The 17,832-nt window shown below is 32.6% G+C and carries 16 protein-coding genes; 5 read left to right on the top strand and 11 right to left on the bottom strand.

The features are described from left to right. The first annotated feature begins 86 nt into the window (after positions 1-86). Complete coding sequence (gene pafA / locus RG22_RS11610; RefSeq protein WP_034043388.1) at positions 87-1,754, top strand: alkaline phosphatase PafA; 1,668 nt, start codon at positions 87-89, stop codon at positions 1,752-1,754. 2 nt (positions 1,755-1,756) lie between these two features. After that, on the top strand, positions 1,757-2,563 hold the full coding sequence (locus RG22_RS11615) for a DNA/RNA non-specific endonuclease (RefSeq protein WP_034043391.1): 807 nt from the start codon (positions 1,757-1,759) through the stop codon (positions 2,561-2,563). Positions 2,564-2,643: 80 nt separating this feature from the next. Here RG22_RS11615 and RG22_RS11620 read toward each other — a convergent pair whose 3' ends face one another. The 4 genes from RG22_RS11620 to gcvP form a co-directional block, all read right to left on the bottom strand. Then, the gene (locus RG22_RS11620; RefSeq protein ID WP_034043394.1) at positions 2,644-3,504 is read right to left on the bottom strand and encodes a glycosyltransferase family 2 protein; all 861 of its coding nucleotides are present in this window, start codon (positions 3,502-3,504) and stop codon (positions 2,644-2,646) included. A gap of 93 nt (positions 3,505-3,597) precedes the next feature. Beyond that, positions 3,598-4,122 (bottom strand): class I SAM-dependent methyltransferase, encoded by a 525-nt coding sequence (locus RG22_RS11625; RefSeq protein WP_034043397.1) that lies wholly within the window; start codon positions 4,120-4,122, stop codon positions 3,598-3,600. Positions 4,123-4,124: 2 nt separating this feature from the next. Continuing rightward, positions 4,125-5,183 (bottom strand): 3-oxoacyl-ACP synthase III family protein, encoded by a 1,059-nt coding sequence (locus RG22_RS11630; RefSeq protein WP_034043400.1) that lies wholly within the window; start codon positions 5,181-5,183, stop codon positions 4,125-4,127. Between the two features lie 103 nt (positions 5,184-5,286). Continuing rightward, the gene (gcvP, locus tag RG22_RS11635) at positions 5,287-8,136 is read right to left on the bottom strand and encodes an aminomethyl-transferring glycine dehydrogenase (RefSeq protein WP_034043403.1); all 2,850 of its coding nucleotides are present in this window, start codon (positions 8,134-8,136) and stop codon (positions 5,287-5,289) included. Positions 8,137-8,256: 120 nt separating this feature from the next. On the opposite strand from gcvP, the gene RG22_RS11640 reads away from it, so the two are divergent. Then, complete coding sequence (locus RG22_RS11640) at positions 8,257-9,090, top strand: UbiA prenyltransferase family protein (protein ID WP_034043405.1); 834 nt, start codon at positions 8,257-8,259, stop codon at positions 9,088-9,090. Here the strand turns inward: RG22_RS11640 and RG22_RS11645 are convergent. The 7 genes from RG22_RS11645 to RG22_RS11675 form a co-directional block, all read right to left on the bottom strand. Continuing rightward, positions 9,087-9,350, bottom strand: coding sequence for a hypothetical protein (locus RG22_RS11645; protein WP_034043407.1), 264 nt, complete (start codon positions 9,348-9,350; stop codon positions 9,087-9,089). The two genes, RG22_RS11640 and RG22_RS11645, sit on opposite strands and share 4 nt — an antisense overlap. Before the next feature lies 1 nt (position 9,351). Continuing rightward, positions 9,352-9,906, bottom strand: a complete 555-nt coding sequence (locus tag RG22_RS11650) for a sigma-70 family RNA polymerase sigma factor (protein WP_034043409.1) — start codon at positions 9,904-9,906, stop codon at positions 9,352-9,354. Positions 9,907-10,085: 179 nt separating this feature from the next. Beyond that, positions 10,086-10,571 (bottom strand): hypothetical protein, encoded by a 486-nt coding sequence (locus RG22_RS11655; RefSeq protein WP_034043411.1) that lies wholly within the window; start codon positions 10,569-10,571, stop codon positions 10,086-10,088. 155 nt (positions 10,572-10,726) lie between these two features. Further along, positions 10,727-11,506 (bottom strand): hypothetical protein, encoded by a 780-nt coding sequence (locus tag RG22_RS11660; RefSeq protein ID WP_034043414.1) that lies wholly within the window; start codon positions 11,504-11,506, stop codon positions 10,727-10,729. A 27-nt stretch (positions 11,507-11,533) separates the two neighbouring features. Further along, positions 11,534-13,588 carry a M3 family metallopeptidase gene (locus RG22_RS11665; RefSeq protein ID WP_034043417.1) on the bottom strand — a complete coding sequence of 685 codons (2,055 nt, stop codon included), beginning with the start codon at positions 13,586-13,588 and terminating at the stop codon, positions 11,534-11,536. A gap of 201 nt (positions 13,589-13,789) precedes the next feature. Beyond that, the gene (gene purE / locus RG22_RS11670) at positions 13,790-14,272 is read right to left on the bottom strand and encodes a 5-(carboxyamino)imidazole ribonucleotide mutase (RefSeq protein WP_034043420.1); all 483 of its coding nucleotides are present in this window, start codon (positions 14,270-14,272) and stop codon (positions 13,790-13,792) included. Between the two features lie 2 nt (positions 14,273-14,274). Beyond that, a complete protein-coding gene (locus RG22_RS11675; protein WP_034043423.1) occupies positions 14,275-15,429 on the bottom strand; it encodes a 5-(carboxyamino)imidazole ribonucleotide synthase in 1,155 nt (384 codons plus the stop codon). 136 nt (positions 15,430-15,565) lie between these two features. On the opposite strand from RG22_RS11675, the gene RG22_RS17680 reads away from it, so the two are divergent. Together RG22_RS17680 and obgE are read left to right on the top strand one after the other, a co-directional pair. Then, positions 15,566-16,675 carry an adenylate kinase gene (locus RG22_RS17680; protein ID WP_081997716.1) on the top strand — a complete coding sequence of 370 codons (1,110 nt, stop codon included), beginning with the start codon at positions 15,566-15,568 and terminating at the stop codon, positions 16,673-16,675. Between the two features lie 95 nt (positions 16,676-16,770). Further along, positions 16,771-17,769, top strand: a complete 999-nt coding sequence (obgE, locus tag RG22_RS11685) for a GTPase ObgE (RefSeq protein ID WP_034043425.1) — start codon at positions 16,771-16,773, stop codon at positions 17,767-17,769. Positions 17,770-17,832: the final 63 nt, after the last annotated feature.

Raw genomic sequence — 17,832 nt, forward strand, 5'->3', positions numbered from 1 at the left:
AAGTAAAAAAAGTTATAGAATTTAACCTTAATTTTAAAATATCATATTTTAAAATATGTATTTTTGGAGTTATAATTTTGATAATCATGTTAAAAAACGCAATTACCTTTTTTTTAATTATTTTTTTGTATAACTCTTCATTGGCGCAAAGACCACAAGTAAAAAAAAAACGAGTACAAGTAGAAACGTTTAATTCTAGGCCAAAATTGGTTGTTGGAATTGTAGTTGATCAAATGCGTTATGATTATTTAACACGTTTTGAAAGTAAGTTTAGCAACGGTGGATTTAAACGTATGATAAACGAAGGTTTTAATTGTAAAAACAATCATTTTAATTACATTCCAACATATACAGGTCCTGGGCACGCATCGGTTTATACAGGTACAACACCTCGATATCATGGTGTTATAGGTAATAATTGGTACGATAAAGAAGAGAAGAAAAGTGTGTATTGTGCTGGCGATAATGCTGTGCAATCTGTTGGGACGTCGGCGAACTCAGGGCAAATGTCTCCGCATAGAATGAAAACCACAACGTTTACAGACGAAAATAGGTTGTTCACGCAAATGCGTGGTAAAACAGTAGGCATTTCGATAAAAGATAGAGGCGCTATTTTACCTGCTGGTCATACGGCAAATGCAGCATATTGGTTTCATGGAAAAGATGAGGGTAACTGGATTTCTAGTACGTTTTATATGAATGAGTTGCCGAAATGGGTAAAGGATTTTAATACTGAACATTCTGTTTCTAAATATTTAAAAACATGGAATACACTTTATGATATTAATACTTATACTGAAAGTGGTAGTGATTTGAATAGTTTTGAAGGAGGCTATAAAGGAAAAGAAACAGCAACATTTCCCTATCAATTAGACGTTTTGAAAGATACAAATGGTGGATACGATTTGCTAAAAGCTACAGCTTATGGTAATAGCTTAACTGCAGATTTTGCTCTCGCTGCTTTGAAGGGAGAGGCTTTGGGTAAAGATGATATTACCGATGTTTTAGCTATAAGTTTTTCTAGTACCGATTATGTAGGTCATAATTTTGGGGTAAACTCTAAAGAAATTGAAGATGCTTATATTCGATTAGATAAAGATTTAGAACGGTTATTTAATGCTTTAGATAAAGAAGTTGGTCGTGGTAATTATACTGTATTTTTAACAGCGGACCATGCTGCTGTAAATGTACCAGCATATTTGCAATCGGTTAAAATTCCTTCAGGTTATTTAAATAATGCTAAAACAAAAAAGCAGTTTGATACGTTTATGGAACAAACGTTTAAAGCATCAGATTTAGTTGAGAATGTAAGTAATAACCAAATATTTTTAAACCGAGAAAAGATTAAAGTATTGGGGTTAGAATTAAATGATGTACAGGAAGCTATTGTAAATGAGCTTATTAATTACGAGCATGTAGATAAAGTATATTCAGCTAACACTATGCATGCTACAGAATTTACTCGTGGCATTGAAGCATTATTACAAAAAGGGTACAACCAAAAACGCTCTGGTGATATTTTAGTACTTTCAGATCCTGCGTTTATATCTTATCATAAAACAGGGTCAACACATGGTAGTGGTTTAAATTACGATACTCATGTGCCTTTATTATTTTTCGGAAAAGGAATAAAGCATGGACAAACACTACAAAAAACAGAAATTACAGATATTGCTCCAACCATGTCTGCTTTATTAGGGATTAGTTTTCCAAACGGTGCTATTGGTAAACCATTAGAATTTATTTTAGATTAGTTTTGAGTAAACGTACATTATATTCAACCGTCGCAGTTTTAATCATTTTTGGAGTTTATGGATATGAATATTTTTTAAATGAAGAAGAAAAAGCTGAAGTTGTTTTTGAGGGTAAATCAACTAAGAACGATACTAACGAATATTTTTTACCAACTAGTACAACTGGTCAAATAATTCATCATGAAGGGTATTCCTTATCTTATAGTGAGTCTCATGAGCAAGCTGAATGGGTAGCTTACGAATTGAAGAAATCACATCTTTCAAACACCAATTTTAAACGCCCATATTTCGAGATAGATAAAGCCGTAAAAACAGGCGCTGCTAATTGGCGTAATTATAAAAAATCGGGTTACGATCGCGGACATTTATGTCCTGCTGGCGACAGGAGATATAGTCAATCTGCGCATGATGAAACGTTTTTAACCAGTAATATAAGTCCGCAAAAACACGATTTTAATTCTGGAATATGGAATACCTTAGAACAAAAAGTGAGGTATTGGGCAAGTAAATACAATGGTGTTTTTATTGTTACTGGAGGCGTTTTAAATGGTAAAATGAAGACTATTGGAGATGAGGCAGTTTCGGTACCTAATCAGTTTTATAAAGTGTTAATTGATAATAATACAGGCAAAACAAAAATGATTGCCTTTTTAATACCTCACAAAGAATCTAATAAACCGTTATATGAGTTTGTAGTTTCAGTTGATACAATTGAAAAATTAACAGGAATTGATTTTTTTCCAGAATTAGATGATGCTATTGAGAACAAATTAGAGGCATCCAGTAGTTATAAAGGTTGGAGTTTTTAGTTTTGTTAGTTGTTAGTTGTTAGTTGTTAGTTGTTAGTGTCATACTGAGCGCAGTCGAAGTACAGTCGAAGTATCTCATTTTACAGATGTTTATTTTTCAACTTATTCATAATGCCTTTCCATCGTAAACCTCTAATAAATGCACCTTCTTTTTCAGAAACCAGATAGTCTAGTTTCTCTTTTTTAGCTTTAAAATATCCAGCTAAATAATCTTTAAATAAGCCAAAGTTTTTCTTTTTATAAGCTAGCTTTAATGCAGAAATAAAAGTGATTATAAAACCATAACGCATTTTGTACATAGCTTCACCTTGCAAATATTTTGATGCTTTATTGTAGCTAATCCCTGTAGGTTTTAAGTGCTTTACTTTAAGGGTTTCATCAGTTAAAATAGTCCAACCGTAAAATTGTGCTAGTAACTCATCAACAGTGTCCCAGCCCATTGATGGTTTTAGTTTTCCTATTTGTTTAAAACAGTCCTTTCTATAAGTTTTTAATGCACCACGAATATGGTCTTTATTTGTTAAGTTTTCCAATACCCATTCATTGTTTTTTTCTATATAGCAAAACCCAGCAGCCATACCTAGTTTTTCATTGTTTTTAAAATGAAAAGTGAGTTGCTCTAAATAGTTTTCAGGAAAAATTAAATCTGCATCAAATTTACAGATAGCATCATAATCAGCATCTAAAGTTTCAAAGCCTTTATAAAAAGCCTTTATGATTTTTGAACCTGGTAAATGCTGATTTGAAGATTTTGAGTTTATTAGCGAAATCCAAGTGTGCTTTTCAGTGAAAACTTCAACAATATCTTGAGTTTTATCTGTGGAATTATCATTAACTACAACTACCCTTTTTGGTAAAAGGGTTTGATTTATCAACGAATCTAAAGTGAGTCCTATTGAAGCTTCTTCGTTATGTGCAGGAATGATGATGTAGAAATTCAAAAGTTTAAAGTTTAATATTCAAAGTTAAGATAATTCAAATTTCGAAAAATTGATAAGAGATTGCCACGTCCTTCGTCCTCACAATGACGTCCATTATTTTACCCGTTCAGCATAAACAATATAATACCTTGGTGTAAACCACCGCAAAACCGGTCTGACACCAATTTTTTTAGTTGGATTGGTCCATTTTTTACTATCTGTAATTTTCCAACCTGCTTTCTCCAATAACCAATCAAACTGCCAATCTTCAAACTCGTGATAATGTCTGTCTAGCATATCTGTTTTACTTCGGTAAGCTGAAGAAAACCATAATTTAAGCGGGACGCTAGCGACTAACTTATCAGCTTTAATGGATTTTAAAACGGTAAAAGGAGATAGTAAATGTTCGAATATTTCGAAAGCTGTAATAACTTCAGCTTTAGTATTTGTAATGGTTGAGGTGTCAACATCTAAATCTTCACCTTTAGTGTTTTCAACTTTATAACCATGCTCTTGCATGATTTTGGTAAACGGATTTTCAACGCCTAAATCTAAAATAGTTTCGGAAATAGAAACGTGTTTGCTTAAAAATTGAATGGTATGCTTAAAGCGTTTATTAGGATAGCTTTTCTCGTACATTGTTAATGTTTGTATACAACAGCATTAATATTCATGCCAGCACCAACACTAGCAAACATAATAATATCGCCCTTGTTTATGTGTTGATTTTCCAATTCGCCTTTTAAAATCATGTCGTATAAAGTAGGAATAGTTGCCACACTAGAATTGCCTAATTTGCCAATAGTCATTGGCATAATGTTTTCTGGCATTTCCATATTGTAAAGTTTATAAAAACGCTTAACAATGGCTTCATCCATCTTTTCATTGGCTTGATGGATGAGAATCTTTTTTAGGTCTTTAATATCTATGCCGCTTTTATCTAAGCAAGATTTCATAGCTTTTGGTACATTGCTAATGGCAAATTCATAAATTTTTCTGCCATACATTTTTATGTATCGGCGTTTATCATTTATGTCTGGATTATTTGTTTCTCCAAAAAAGATAAAATGAGCTTCATCTAAAGCAAAAGTGGCTGTTTCGTGGGCTATTATACCGCCTTCATCATTTATAGATTCGACGATAACTGCTCCTGCGCCATCACTATATATCATGGAATCTCTATCGTGCGGGTCTATAACACGAGATAAGGTTTCGGCACCAATAACTAAACACTTTTTTGCAATTCCAGATTTAATAAAAGCATTAGCTTGAATAACACCTTCTATCCAACCTGGGCATCCAAAAAGCACATCGTAACCAACACATTTGGAGTTTTCAATTTTTAAAAGGTGTTTAACTCTTGATGCGATACTTGGTACAGTATCACTTTGTTCTGTATTATGTTTTACATCGCCATAATTATGAGCAACAATAATATAATCTAAATCTTCACGATTAATATTTGCGTTTTCAATAGCTTTTTCGGCTGCAAAAAAAGCAATATCTGAAGTGTTTACAGCTTTTTTAGCATAGCGACGTTCATCAATTCCAGTAATAGCTTTAAATTTTTCTACAATAACTTCATTTGAAGCATTTATAGTTGAGCCATCACTATTTAAAAATTGATGCTGATAAAAATCTTCATTTTTTTCAACATTATTAGGAATATAACTTCCAGTTCCTGTGATTTTTATAGTCATAAAATAAAAAATTGCCTTTAATTATAAACTAAAAACCAAGATACTAGTTTATAATTAAAGGCTACTTTGGTTTTGTTATAATTTACGATGTTCAAAAGCGTAATTAAGCTTCGGCATAAGCTTCAATAGGCGTACAAGAGCAAATTAAATTTCTGTCTCCATAAGCATCGTCAACACGTCTTACACTTGGCCAAAACTTATTGTCTTTTACATAATCCAAAGGGAAAGCTGCTTCTTGTCTTGTATATGGAAACTGCCATTCATCATTTGTAACCATGTCTAATGTATGCGGTGCATTTTTAAGGACATTATTGGTGTCGTCTTTTGAAGATTGGTTGATTTCTTTTTTAATTGAAATCATGGCATCACAAAAACGATCCATTTCAGCTTTACTTTCGCTTTCAGTAGGTTCTATCATTAACGTTCCTGCTACAGGAAATGATACTGTTGGTGCATGGAAACCATAATCCATTAATCGTTTCGCAATGTCAGTAACTTCTATGCCGTTTTCTTTAAAAGCTCTACAATCTACTATCATTTCGTGTGCTGCACGACCGCGTTCTCCTGAATACAATGTGTCAAAACTACCTTGTAAACGTTGCTTTATATAATTAGCATTTAAAATAGCTATTTTAGTAGATTGTGTTAAACCTTCTGCTCCGAGCATTTTAATGTAACCATAAGAAATTAAGCAGGCTAAAGCAGATCCAAAAGGCGCAGCAGAAATTGCTGTAATGGCTTTGTCTCCGCCAGTTTTTACCACAGGGTTTCCAGGTAAAAAAGGAACGAGTTGTTTTGCAACACAAATTGGGCCAACACCGGGACCACCACCACCATGGGGAATTGCAAAGGTTTTATGTAAGTTTAAGTGACAAACGTCTGCTCCAATATTACCTGGATTTGTTAACCCAACTTGTGCGTTCATGTTGGCGCCATCCATATAAACTTGTCCCCCATTATCATGAATAATCTGTGTAACTTCTTTAATAGCTGATTCGTAAACACCATGTGTTGATGGGTAGGTTACCATTAAGCAAGATAAATTATCTTTATATAATTCGGCTTTTTCGCGTAAATCGTCGACATCAATATTACCTTCTACTGTAGATTTGGTAACTACCACCTTCATACCTGCCATAACAGCACTTGCAGGATTTGTGCCATGAGCAGAAGACGGAATCAAACAGATGTTTCTATGATGATCTCCACGCGATTCGTGGTATGCTTTAATAACCATCAAACCTGCAAACTCACCTTGAGCTCCAGAATTTGGTTGTAAAGAGGTTGCTGCAAAACCAGTAATTTCGGTTAATTGATCTTCTAATTCTTTTAAAATAGTTAAGTAGCCTTTAGCTTGTTTAAGTGGCGCGAACGGATGAATATTTCCCCATTTAAACCAACTTAATGGCAGCATTTCTGCTGCTGCATTTAATTTCATGGTACAAGAGCCTAAAGAAATCATAGAGTGATTTAATGATAAGTCTTTACGTTCTAACGATTTTATGTAACGCATCAATTCAGTTTCTGAATGATAGGTGTTAAAAACTACATCTGTTAAAAACTCAGATGTTCTTTTAACAGACTTCTCAATATTATTGGCGTTTTCTATAGATTTGATTTCAATAGTTTCCTTTTGAGCAGCTTCAGCAAATACAGAAATTAAATAATTAATATCTCTAATGGCTGTAGTTTCATTAATTGAAATAGTAACAGTTTCTTTATCCGGATAAAATAAATTTATTTTCTTTTCTTTAGCAATTGCCTTTATTTTTTTTGAATCTGTTTTAATTTGGAGTGTGTCAAAAAACGAAGTGTTAGATTGACTATATCCCAGTTTTTCTAAAGTATTTGCTAATGTTGATGTTGCATTATGTACATTATTTGCAATAAATTTTAAGCCTTTTGGACCATGATATACACCGTACATGCCAGCCATAACTGCTAAAAGAACTTGTGCTGTACAAATATTAGATGTGGCTTTATCTCGTTTTATATGTTGCTCGCGAGTTTGCAATGCCATACGTAAGGCTCTGTTGCCATTAGCATCTTTTGTTACACCAATAATACGCCCGGGAATATCACGTTTATAAGCTTCTTTAGTTGCGAAATAGGCTGCGTGTGGACCACCATAACCCATCGGGATTCCGAAGCGTTGTGTTGTGCCAACAACCACATCGGCACCAAATTTGCCTGGGGCCTCAAGCTTTACTAAACTTAAAATATCGGCTGCAACGGCTACTTTAATTTCAGCATCATTCGCTTTACTAATAAAAGATTTTATGTCTGTAATTTGACCATCCTTTCCTGGGTATTGTAAAATAGCTCCGAAAAATTCATTGGAAAAACTAAAAATATCTTCATCTCCAATTACTAATTCAATACCAATAGGATTTGCTCTTGTTTGCAAAAGTGATAAGGTTTGTGGTAAAATGTTTTTAGAAACAAAAAACTTATTTACGCCAGCTTTTTTCTGACTACGTTCGCGAACCGCAAACAATAAACTCATAGCTTCTGCTGCTGCAGTGCTTTCATCTAATAAAGAGGCATTTGCAATTTCCATTCCTGTTAAATCAATAACCATGGTTTGGAAATTTAAAAGAGCTTCTAATCTACCTTGAGCAATTTCTGCTTGATACGGTGTATATGCCGTATACCAACCTGGGTTTTCAAGAATGTTTCTTTGTATAACGGCAGGCATAACGTTAGGATGATATCCTAATCCGATATAGGTTTTACGCGCTTTATTTAATTTAGATAAATCATGAATGTGAAGTAAATACTCATGTTCAGTCATGGGCTCGTCTAAATTCAATCCGTTTTTTAAACGAATATCATCTGGCACAGTTTCGTGAATTAATTGGTCTAAAGAGTCAACACCTATAGTTTTTAACATAAGATTTTGGTCGTCTTCTCTCGGACCAATATGACGCAATGCAAAAGCGTTTGTATTCATTAAAGTTCGATATTTTATATAATTCGCAAAAATACATAATATAATTCGCGAATAAATACTTAAAATAGAAAGTTTTTAACCATTTGAAAACGTTATTAACAGTTTGCTTATTTTTGTAATATGAGGTTGATAAAGCAACTTTTTAATTTTTATATTAATAGTAGTATTCATGTGGCATTATCGGTGTTTTCATTAACATGGATTACACTAATTGAGTACCATCTTTTGTATGATAAGAATGTACTGTATTTTGTGTTTTATGCTACCATTACGGGTTATAATTTTGTTAAGTATTTTGGAGTTGCAAAATTTCATCATAGAAGCTTAGCGACTTGGTTAAAAGCCATTCAAATATTTTCGTTTTTCTGCTTTGTTTTAATGTCTTACTATGCATTTCAATTAGAAAAAAATACGCTAATTTGTATTGCTGTTTTTGGAGTAGTCACCTTTTTATATGCTATTCCTTTCTTGCCCAAACATTTGTTTTTAGATAAACAGCACAACTTAAGAAGTATAGGTGGCTTAAAAATTTATTTAATAGCATTGGTTTGGAGTGGTGTTACTGTTATTTTGCCTTTAGTGAATCAGGAATATAGTATCTCAAGTGATGTGATAATTACAGCAGTTCAACGTTATTTATTTATAATAATTTTAATGTTTCCTTTTGAAATTAGAGATTTGCGATATGATAGTTTAAAACTCTCAACAATTCCTCAAAAAATAGGAGTGAAAGAAACTAAAACTATTGGAGTTTTAATGCTCATGCTATTCTTCTTTTTAGAGTTTTTTAAAAATGAAATTGCTTTTTTAAGTACGTTTGTACTTTTAATAATTACTGTAATTACTGGATTGTTTTTAATGTTTTCGAAAGTGGAACAAACATCTTATTACAGTGCTTTTTGGGTTGAAAGTATTCCTGTTTTATGGCTAATATTATTACTTTTAAGTACTTAATTTGATTCTTCAATTATTGCTTTGTCTAAATCTTTTTTCATAGATTCTTTACATTTTTTATCCAAGCATTCAACTTTAGATTCTTTTACTTTTTTTGTAAGCTTGGTGTTGTTTTTTGTATATTCCCTACAAGCTCTGCAATAAATCAAATGTATGTTTAGTTTTATCTTTTCCCAAAGTGTAGCCTCTTTGTACTGCGTTTTGTCACAAACATGATTTGCTTCATCGCATGGAATCACAACCTTCATTTTAGTACTCATATTAAAACCAATTTTCTTTTAAACAATCTGCCATAGCTGTGCGTGCTCTATGAATGATTACCCAAAGGTTAGACGCTGTAATGTTAAATTCATTACAAATTACTTCAGTTTCAAAACCTTGAATGGTTTTCATTTTAAAAACTTGGGCTTGTTTTTCTGGTAATTTGCCTAAGCAGTTATGTATGGCATTGCCCAATTCTGCATTTTGCATAGTGTCTTCTGCTGTTTTATCGTAAGGGTCTGCAACACGCTCTTCTAGCCAATCACCTTCTGTTTCAGAATCGTCGTTATACGTGATGCGTACTTCTGCTTTGCCTTTTTTAGAATTTATTTTACGATAATGGTCAATGATTTTTCGTTTTAAAATAGAAATTAGCCACGTGCGTTCGCTAGCTTCACCTTTAAAATTTTTCATCGATTTTAAACCCGCCAAAAAAGTATCCTGTACTAAGTCTTGCGCAATTTCTCGGTCGCTAACTCTAGTAATGGTGTAGTTAAATAAGTAGTCTGCATATAAATCAATCCACTTATTAGGATCTATTTGATGGTTGGGCATTATTGATGCAATTGTTTTTTTGAATATCAAAAATAAGGTAAAAAAATGAATATTTAACTTCTAGGTTTTGTATAAAACAATATGCGACCGTTATAATGTCTAAAACGGTCGCATATATAATTATTTATGTAGAATAAATGTCAGCGCATAGTAGCAAAATTTATTTTAAAGACTATAATTTATTGAAAAGAAACAACATCTGCCATATCTTCAACTAGATTACTACTATTAAATATGAACAGTGTAGCTGATTTTGTTCCAGATAAGTTGCAGCTAACTGTAAATGTAACTGGTAATGAAACATCTTTTGATCCATTTCCTGTATGTCCTAATAAACTCACCCATATTCCAGTATTATTTTTAACTTCAAACTTATATGTACCACTACCATTAATGGTAATTGCCTTTGTGCTAGGGGAATATAATTGAGTGTAGCCAGGATCAAAGCTAGGCGAGGTAGGTAGCGGGGTTGCATAATTTAAGGTATTAATTTCCGCAATTTCTCCAGTAATGCTAGGGTACGTTTTTTCAGATAACGAGAGTGCTATGCTTTCTAATTTATTAATTTCAATTTTTTTTATATCTTCAGAATAACTTTGAAATACCAGTGAAATTAACAGGCAAAATAACATAACTAATGGTTTTTTAAAATCGAATTTTTTCATAATAATGTAAGGTTTTTAATTAAATTTTTTTATTTAAAAGGAAAAATCATATATAAATGTAAGTTTTTTATGTTAAAAACATGTGTTTGTAGTATGTTAATTAATTGTTAATTAACATATTGCGTGTTCTGTTTAATGCAATAATTATTGAAAGTTTATTTTATTTGTAAATGAATATGATCATCATGACGAACAGCTTGACAACCATGAAAACGAATTTTGGTTTCGTTAATAAGCTTTAATGATTCTTTTAAATAAGGCTCAATGAAAATCTTTTCGGTTAGGTTTGAATCTAATAATTCTTTAATTAAAAGCTTTGTTTTTGGTTTATCTAATTTTAAATTATTGATTATCCCAAAAGTCATATATTTAGTAAAATCGTATTGCCAATAACCTTTATTTAAGCAATTTTCAGATGATATATTATTAGAGTCAACAAATGCACCGTAACCAGAAACAGAAGGTTTTTTAGTTGATGACTTTCCGTGTTTATCTAAATACATAAACGAAATATCAATCTTTTTTCCATCATTATGACTTAAATGAGGCATTAGCGGAAAGCCATCTTTAAACGGAAAATTTGCATCTAAATAAGTAATTGATATATTTAAGGGTTTTAAGTTTGTTGCTGAATTTTCTAATAAAGCTTTTAAATCTGATGTTACATAATTTCTAAAAAATAATGGATAAACCCAATTTCTTGGTTTTAAGTAATCATTAAAAATAGGGAGTTGCTCTCTTCCAAAAGGTTTTGCAATAGGTGGAATAATCAAAACATTAAAAACTAAATACAGAATAGGGAAAGTAAATCGCTTCTTCTTTTTTAGTTTTATCGAAATGAATAGAGCCAACAACCATACTAATCCACCAACTTGGGTTAATACAGTTAAAATTAAAATAATTGTTAAATGTCCAAAAAGTTTTAGAAACTTCATAAACAACTAAACGTAAATCAAATCAACTTATTTTAATAATCCAGCACGCCTTAACAACGCTTCAGGTTTTGGTTCTTTTCCGCGAAAACGTTTATAAAGTGTCATGGGGTTTTCTGTTCCACCTTTACTTAGTACATGGGCTTTAAATTTGGTTGCTACTGTTTTATTAAAAACGCCTTCTTCTTCAAAATATTCAAATGCATCGGCATCTAAAACTTCTGCCCACTTATAACTGTAATAGCCTGAAGAGTAACCACCTTGAAAAATATGAGAAAACGAAGTACTCATACAGTTTTCTGCAACATCAGGAAATAGATTCGTGTTTTTAAAAGCTTTAGTTTCATGCGCTTTTACATCTGCAATTTTTGATGGATCTTGACCATGCCAACTCATATCTAATAAACCAAAACTAATTTGACGAAGTGTTTGCATGCCTTCATGAAAAGTTGAAGATGCTTTTATTTTTTTAACTAAATCCATTGGAATTACTTCACCAGTTTCATAATGTTTTGCAAATAACTCCAAAGCTTCTTTTTGATAGCACCAGTTTTCTAACACCTGACTTGGTAATTCAACAAAATCCCAGTATACACTTGTCCCTGATAGACTAGGATAAGTTGTATTTGCTAACATACCATGTAGTGCGTGACCAAACTCATGGAACAATGTGGTAACCTCGTTAAAAGTTAATAACGACGGTTTGCTTTTTGTGGGTTTTGTAAAGTTGCAAACAATAGAAATGTGTGGTCTTTCATTAGCACCATCTTTTATAGATTGTGGTTTAAAGGAGGTCATCCACGCACCGTTGCGTTTTCCTTTTCTTGGGAAAAAATCGGCATAAAAGATTGATACTAAATCACCATTATTGTCAGTTACTTTATAGGTTAAAACATCTTCGTGATATTTATCGATGTTGTAAATTTCTTCAAAATGTAAATCGAATAATTTATTGGCAACCGTAAACGCACCATTTATAACGTTTTCTAATTTGAAATAAGGTTTTAACTGCTCATCATCTAAACTGAATAATTTTTGTTTTAGTTTTTCTGAATAATAAGCTGAATCCCATTTTTCAAGTCGGTCGATACCAGTGCTTGGCGCAGTCGAAGTATTGTCTAATTTTTTAGCGAAATTTTCTAGATTATTAAACTCATTTTTTGCTGCTGGTTTTGCTTTTTCTAAAAGTTCGCTTAAAAATTGTTCAACGTTTTCTGGTGTTTCTGCCATGCGTTCTTCTAAAACAAAATGTGCATGGGTTTTGTAGCCTAAAAGGTTAGCGCGCGCATGTCTGAGTTTTGCTATCTGTAAAACATTATTTTGATTATCTAACTTGTCATTTTTAAACCCTTTAGCTCCTGCTGCTAAAGATAGTTTTTTGCGCAATTCGCGATTATCGGCATAGGTGACAAAGGGAATGTAGCTAGGGTAGTCTAAAGTAAATAACCAGCCTTTTTTGTTTTTTGATTCTGCTAATTGTAGTGCTGCTTCTTTTGCGCCTTCAGGTAAACCAGATAAGTCTTTTTTGTCGATAATTAGCATTTCATATTTGTTAGTTTCTGCTAATACATTTTCGCCAAATTTGAGTTTTAATTTGCTTAGTTGTTTGTCGATTTCTCGAAGTTTTTCTTTTTTATCTTCTGATAAATTAGCGCCATTGCGTGAAAAACTTTTGTATTTTTTATCTAAAAGTGTCTGTTGTTCAATACTTAATTTGAGTTCCTCTTTTTTATCGTAAACCGTTTTTATACGTTTAAATAATACTTCGTTTAAAGTGATATCATTACTGAATTCTGATAATAAAGGCGAAACTTCTTGTGCTATTTTTTGAATGTGTTCGTTTGTTTCGGCAGAATTTAAATTAAAAAAAATACTCGAAATTCTATCTAGCTGTTCTCCTGAAAAATCTAAAGCCTCAATAGTGTTTTCAAAATTAGGGATTTCTGTGTTTTGAGTAATTGCATCAATTTCTGCTTTAGCATTTTTAATAGCTTCTTTAAAAGCAGGAAGGAAATCTTCATCTTTTATTTGCGAAAAAGGAGCGGTGTTATATGGAGTATTAAAATGTTTGTTTAAGATAGGCATGAATGTGAAATTGTAGTTGTTTTAAAAAAATAAAAATCTAAAAAAATAATGAATATTGGTAGTTAATCGAATATGTAAAATAAAAATTAGTTAATCAGACTTTTTTTTCTATTTTGGCACAAGATTTTTCAGAGAGTTATCTTTAACTCGTAAGAATTATTGTTAATAGCTGTAAAAACCTCGGATTTATTCGAGGTTTTTTTATTTTAAATCTTTAGCAGATTCATGAACCATTTGTTCTAATCCTTGTTTGTAAACTATAATTTTATCTAGAACACATTTGTCTGATGTTCCAATAATTTGAGCTGCCAGTATACCCGCGTTTTTTGCCCCATTTAAAGCTACGGTTGCAACAGGTACGCCACCAGGCATTTGAAGAATAGATAAAACAGAATCCCAACCATCAATAGAATTACTGCTTTTAATAGGAACGCCAATAACAGGAAGCGGTGATAACGACGCTATCATTCCTGGTAAATGTGCAGCACCACCAGCACCAGCAATTATTACAGCAAATCCTCTAGTGTGTGCACGCTTACCATAATCAAATAGCTTTTCAGGCGTTCGGTGTGCTGAAACAATATCTACTTCAACCTCAATATCGAATCCTTTTAAAATATCGATGGCTTGTTGCATAATCGGCAGGTCGCTTTTGCTTCCCATGATGACTCCTACTTTATTCATAATTATTCGCTTATTACTTTAATCGTATTTTTTACTTCTTCGGCAATTCTACGTGCTTCACTTAAATCTTCATTAACAATGGTCACATGTCCCATTTTTCTGAATGGTCTGGTTTGCTTTTTACCGTAAATATGTGGCGTAACACCATTCAATTTCATAATGGCTTCAATGTTTTTATATATAACATTACCTGTATGGCCTTCGGCACCAACCAAATTTACCATAACGCCACCAACTTTACTATCGGTTCTTCCTAAAGGTAAATTTAAAATAGCTCTTAAATGCTGTTCAAACTGCGAAGTATAACTGGCTTCTATGGTTTGATGCCCAGAATTATGTGGTCTTGGAGCCACTTCGTTAATTAAAATATCGTCGTTTTCAGTTTGAAACATTTCAACTGCTAAAAGCCCAACATGATTAAACGTTTTTGATACTTTTAGTGCAATTTCTGTAGCTTTTTTAGCAATGGTATCATCAATTCTAGCAGGACAAATTACATACTCTACTTGATTAGCTTCAGGGTGAAATTCCATTTCAACCACTGGAAATGTTTTGGTTTCACCTGATGCATTTCTGGCTACAATTACTGCTAATTCATTTTTAAAAGGCACTAAAGTTTCTGCAATACATTCACCTTTTGGTAAGCCTTCTAAATCTGATAATTTTCTAACCACTTTAACACCTGTGCCGTCATATCCAAACTGAGTCGCTTTCCAAACAAAAGGTATTGTTAATCCACCATTACCTATAGCGTCTTCAATTTCTGAAAGGTAAGCAAAACGAGAAAACGGAGCTGTTGGTAAATCATTATCTACATAAAATAATTTCTGTGTTGCTTTGTTTTGAATAGTGCGTAATGTTTTTGACGATGGGTAAACTTTTACGCCTTCTTTTTCAAGTGTTTCAAGGGCATCAACATTTACATTTTCAATTTCAATAGTTAATACATCAACTTGCTTTCCAAAATTATAAACCGTATTGTAATCCATTAAATCACCTAAGTGAAATTCGTTACTAGCAATTTTACAAGGCGCTTCGTTGCTAGCGTCTAAAACACAAGTGTAAGTATCAAACTTTCGGGTATCATTAAGTAGCATTTTCCCTAGTTGTCCGCCACCAAGAATACCAAGTTTAAAATTTGAAGAGAAGTAATTCATTTAATTTTTTTATCTGAACATGATATTGATATGCAAAAATACACTTAAATCTTAAATTACTTCAGAATTCGTAAATCAAAAAATCGGTAATCGGTAATCTATTGATTATCTTTGCATCTTTCAAAATAAAACAACCGTGATAAAGCTACACGATAAATATTTTAAACCATTTATTTCTGCTAAAGAAATTGATGATGCAATTGCACGTTTAGTTAATGAAATTTCTAACGATATTGGAGACGAAATTCCAGTGTTTGTAGGGATTTTAAATGGTTCGTTTATGGTAGTAAGCGATTTTGTAAAAAAATACCCAAAACCCTGCGAGGTTACGTTTATAAAATTAGCATCGTACGAAGGCGTTAAATCGACTGAAGATATTCAGCGTTTAATAGGTTTAACACAAGATTTGTCTGGACGAACTGTTGTTATTTTGGAAGATATTATAGATACAGGAAATACCCTAGCCGAAGTGCACCGTATTTTTAAAAACGAAAATGTAAAAGCACTTAAGATTGCTACATTATTTTATAAACCTGAGGCCTATAAAAAAGATTATAAACTACATTATGTTGGTATAGAAATACCTAATAAATTTATAGTGGGCTACGGACTTGACTATGATGGATTGGGAAGAGACGTACCAGAAGTATATCAAATAAAAGAAACACAACACATGACAAATTTAGTGCTATTTGGCCCTCCAGGAGCAGGAAAAGGAACACAAGCAAATTTTTTAAAAGAGAAATACAATTTAGTACATATTTCTACAGGCGATGTTTTTAGATTTAACATTAAAAATGAAACCGCTTTAGGGATGTTGGCTAAATCTTACATGGATAAAGGCGAGCTAGTTCCAGATCAAGTTACTATTGATATGTTGGAAGCTGAGGTTGAAAAAAATGCCGATGCTAATGGGTTTATATTTGATGGTTTTCCAAGAACGGATGCACAAGCCGAAGCTTTAGATAAATTAATGGATAGCAAAGATTCGCAAATAAATGCAATGATTGCTTTAGAAGTTGATGATGAGGTTTTAGTGCAACGTTTACTTGAAAGAGGAAAAACAAGCGGTAGAGCAGATGATGCAGATGAATCTATTATTAGAAATAGAATTACAGAATACTACAATAAAACGGCTATATTAAAAGATTACTACTCGGCACAAAATAAATATTTTGGAGTAGATGGCGTTGGTAGTATTGAAGATATTACGGTACGTTTGAGTGCTGTTATAGACAAATTATAGTGACGTTTATTCGTGTATCTGTTAATTTGAAAGTTAAAAGCTTAACAATTTAGAATCGAATAAACGAATCCACGAATTAACAAATAAACATTAGAATGACCGAAGGAAATTTTGTTGACTACGTAAAAATGTATGTGTCTTCTGGTAATGGAGGCAAAGGTTCTGCGCATTTGCATCGCGAGAAATACATAACTAAAGGTGGTCCAGATGGAGGAGATGGTGGTCGAGGCGGTCACGTTATTCTTAGAGGAAATTCTAACCTTTGGACACTTTTACCTTTAAAATTTAAAAAGCATATAAGAGCAGGTCATGGCGAACACGGAAGTAAAAGTCGAAGTTCTGGTGCCGATGGTGAAGATATGTATGTTGATGTGCCCTTAGGAACCGTAGTAAGAGATACCGAAACCAACGATATTATTTTTGAAATAACCGAGCAAGGTGAAGAAAAAATTATTGCAGAAGGCGGAAAAGGAGGGTTAGGAAACTGGCATTTTAAATCGTCAACTAATCAAACACCTCGGTATGCACAACCAGGACTTCCGTTAGAAGAAAAGCACATTACTTTAGAGTTAAAAATACTTGCCGATGTTGGTTTGGTAGGCTTCCCCAATGCGGGGAAATCTACATTGCTGTCGGTTGTAACTTCTGCAAAACCTAAAATTGCCGACTACGAGTTTACAACCTTAAAACCTAATTTAGGCATAGTCGAGTATCGCGATTTTCAAACTTTTGTTATGGCCGATATTCCTGGGATTATTGAAGGTGCTGCCGAAGGAAAAGGACTTGGGCATTATTTTTTACGCCATATAGAACGTAACTCGATTTTGTTGTTTTTAATTCCAGCTGATGCTGATGATATTAGAAAACAATATGATATTTTGCTTGATGAATTACGTAGATATAATCCAGAAATGTTGGACAAGGAGCGAATCATTGCTATTTCAAAATGCGATATGCTAGATGATGAATTAAAAGCAGAACTTAAAATAGAGTTAGATAACGAACTTCCAATTCCGTATTTGTTTATATCGTCTGTGGCACAACAGGGTATTACACAGCTTAAAGATATGCTTTGGAAAATGTTGAACGATTAATTTTTGAATAAGCTTCAAATTTTTTAAATTGATTTGTTTTTCTGAAATTAGACGAAAGATTTT

It is taken from the genome of Wocania ichthyoenteri Th78 (assembly GCF_000789235.1).
GTDB lineage: Bacteria > Bacteroidota > Bacteroidia > Flavobacteriales > Flavobacteriaceae > Wocania_A > Wocania_A ichthyoenteri.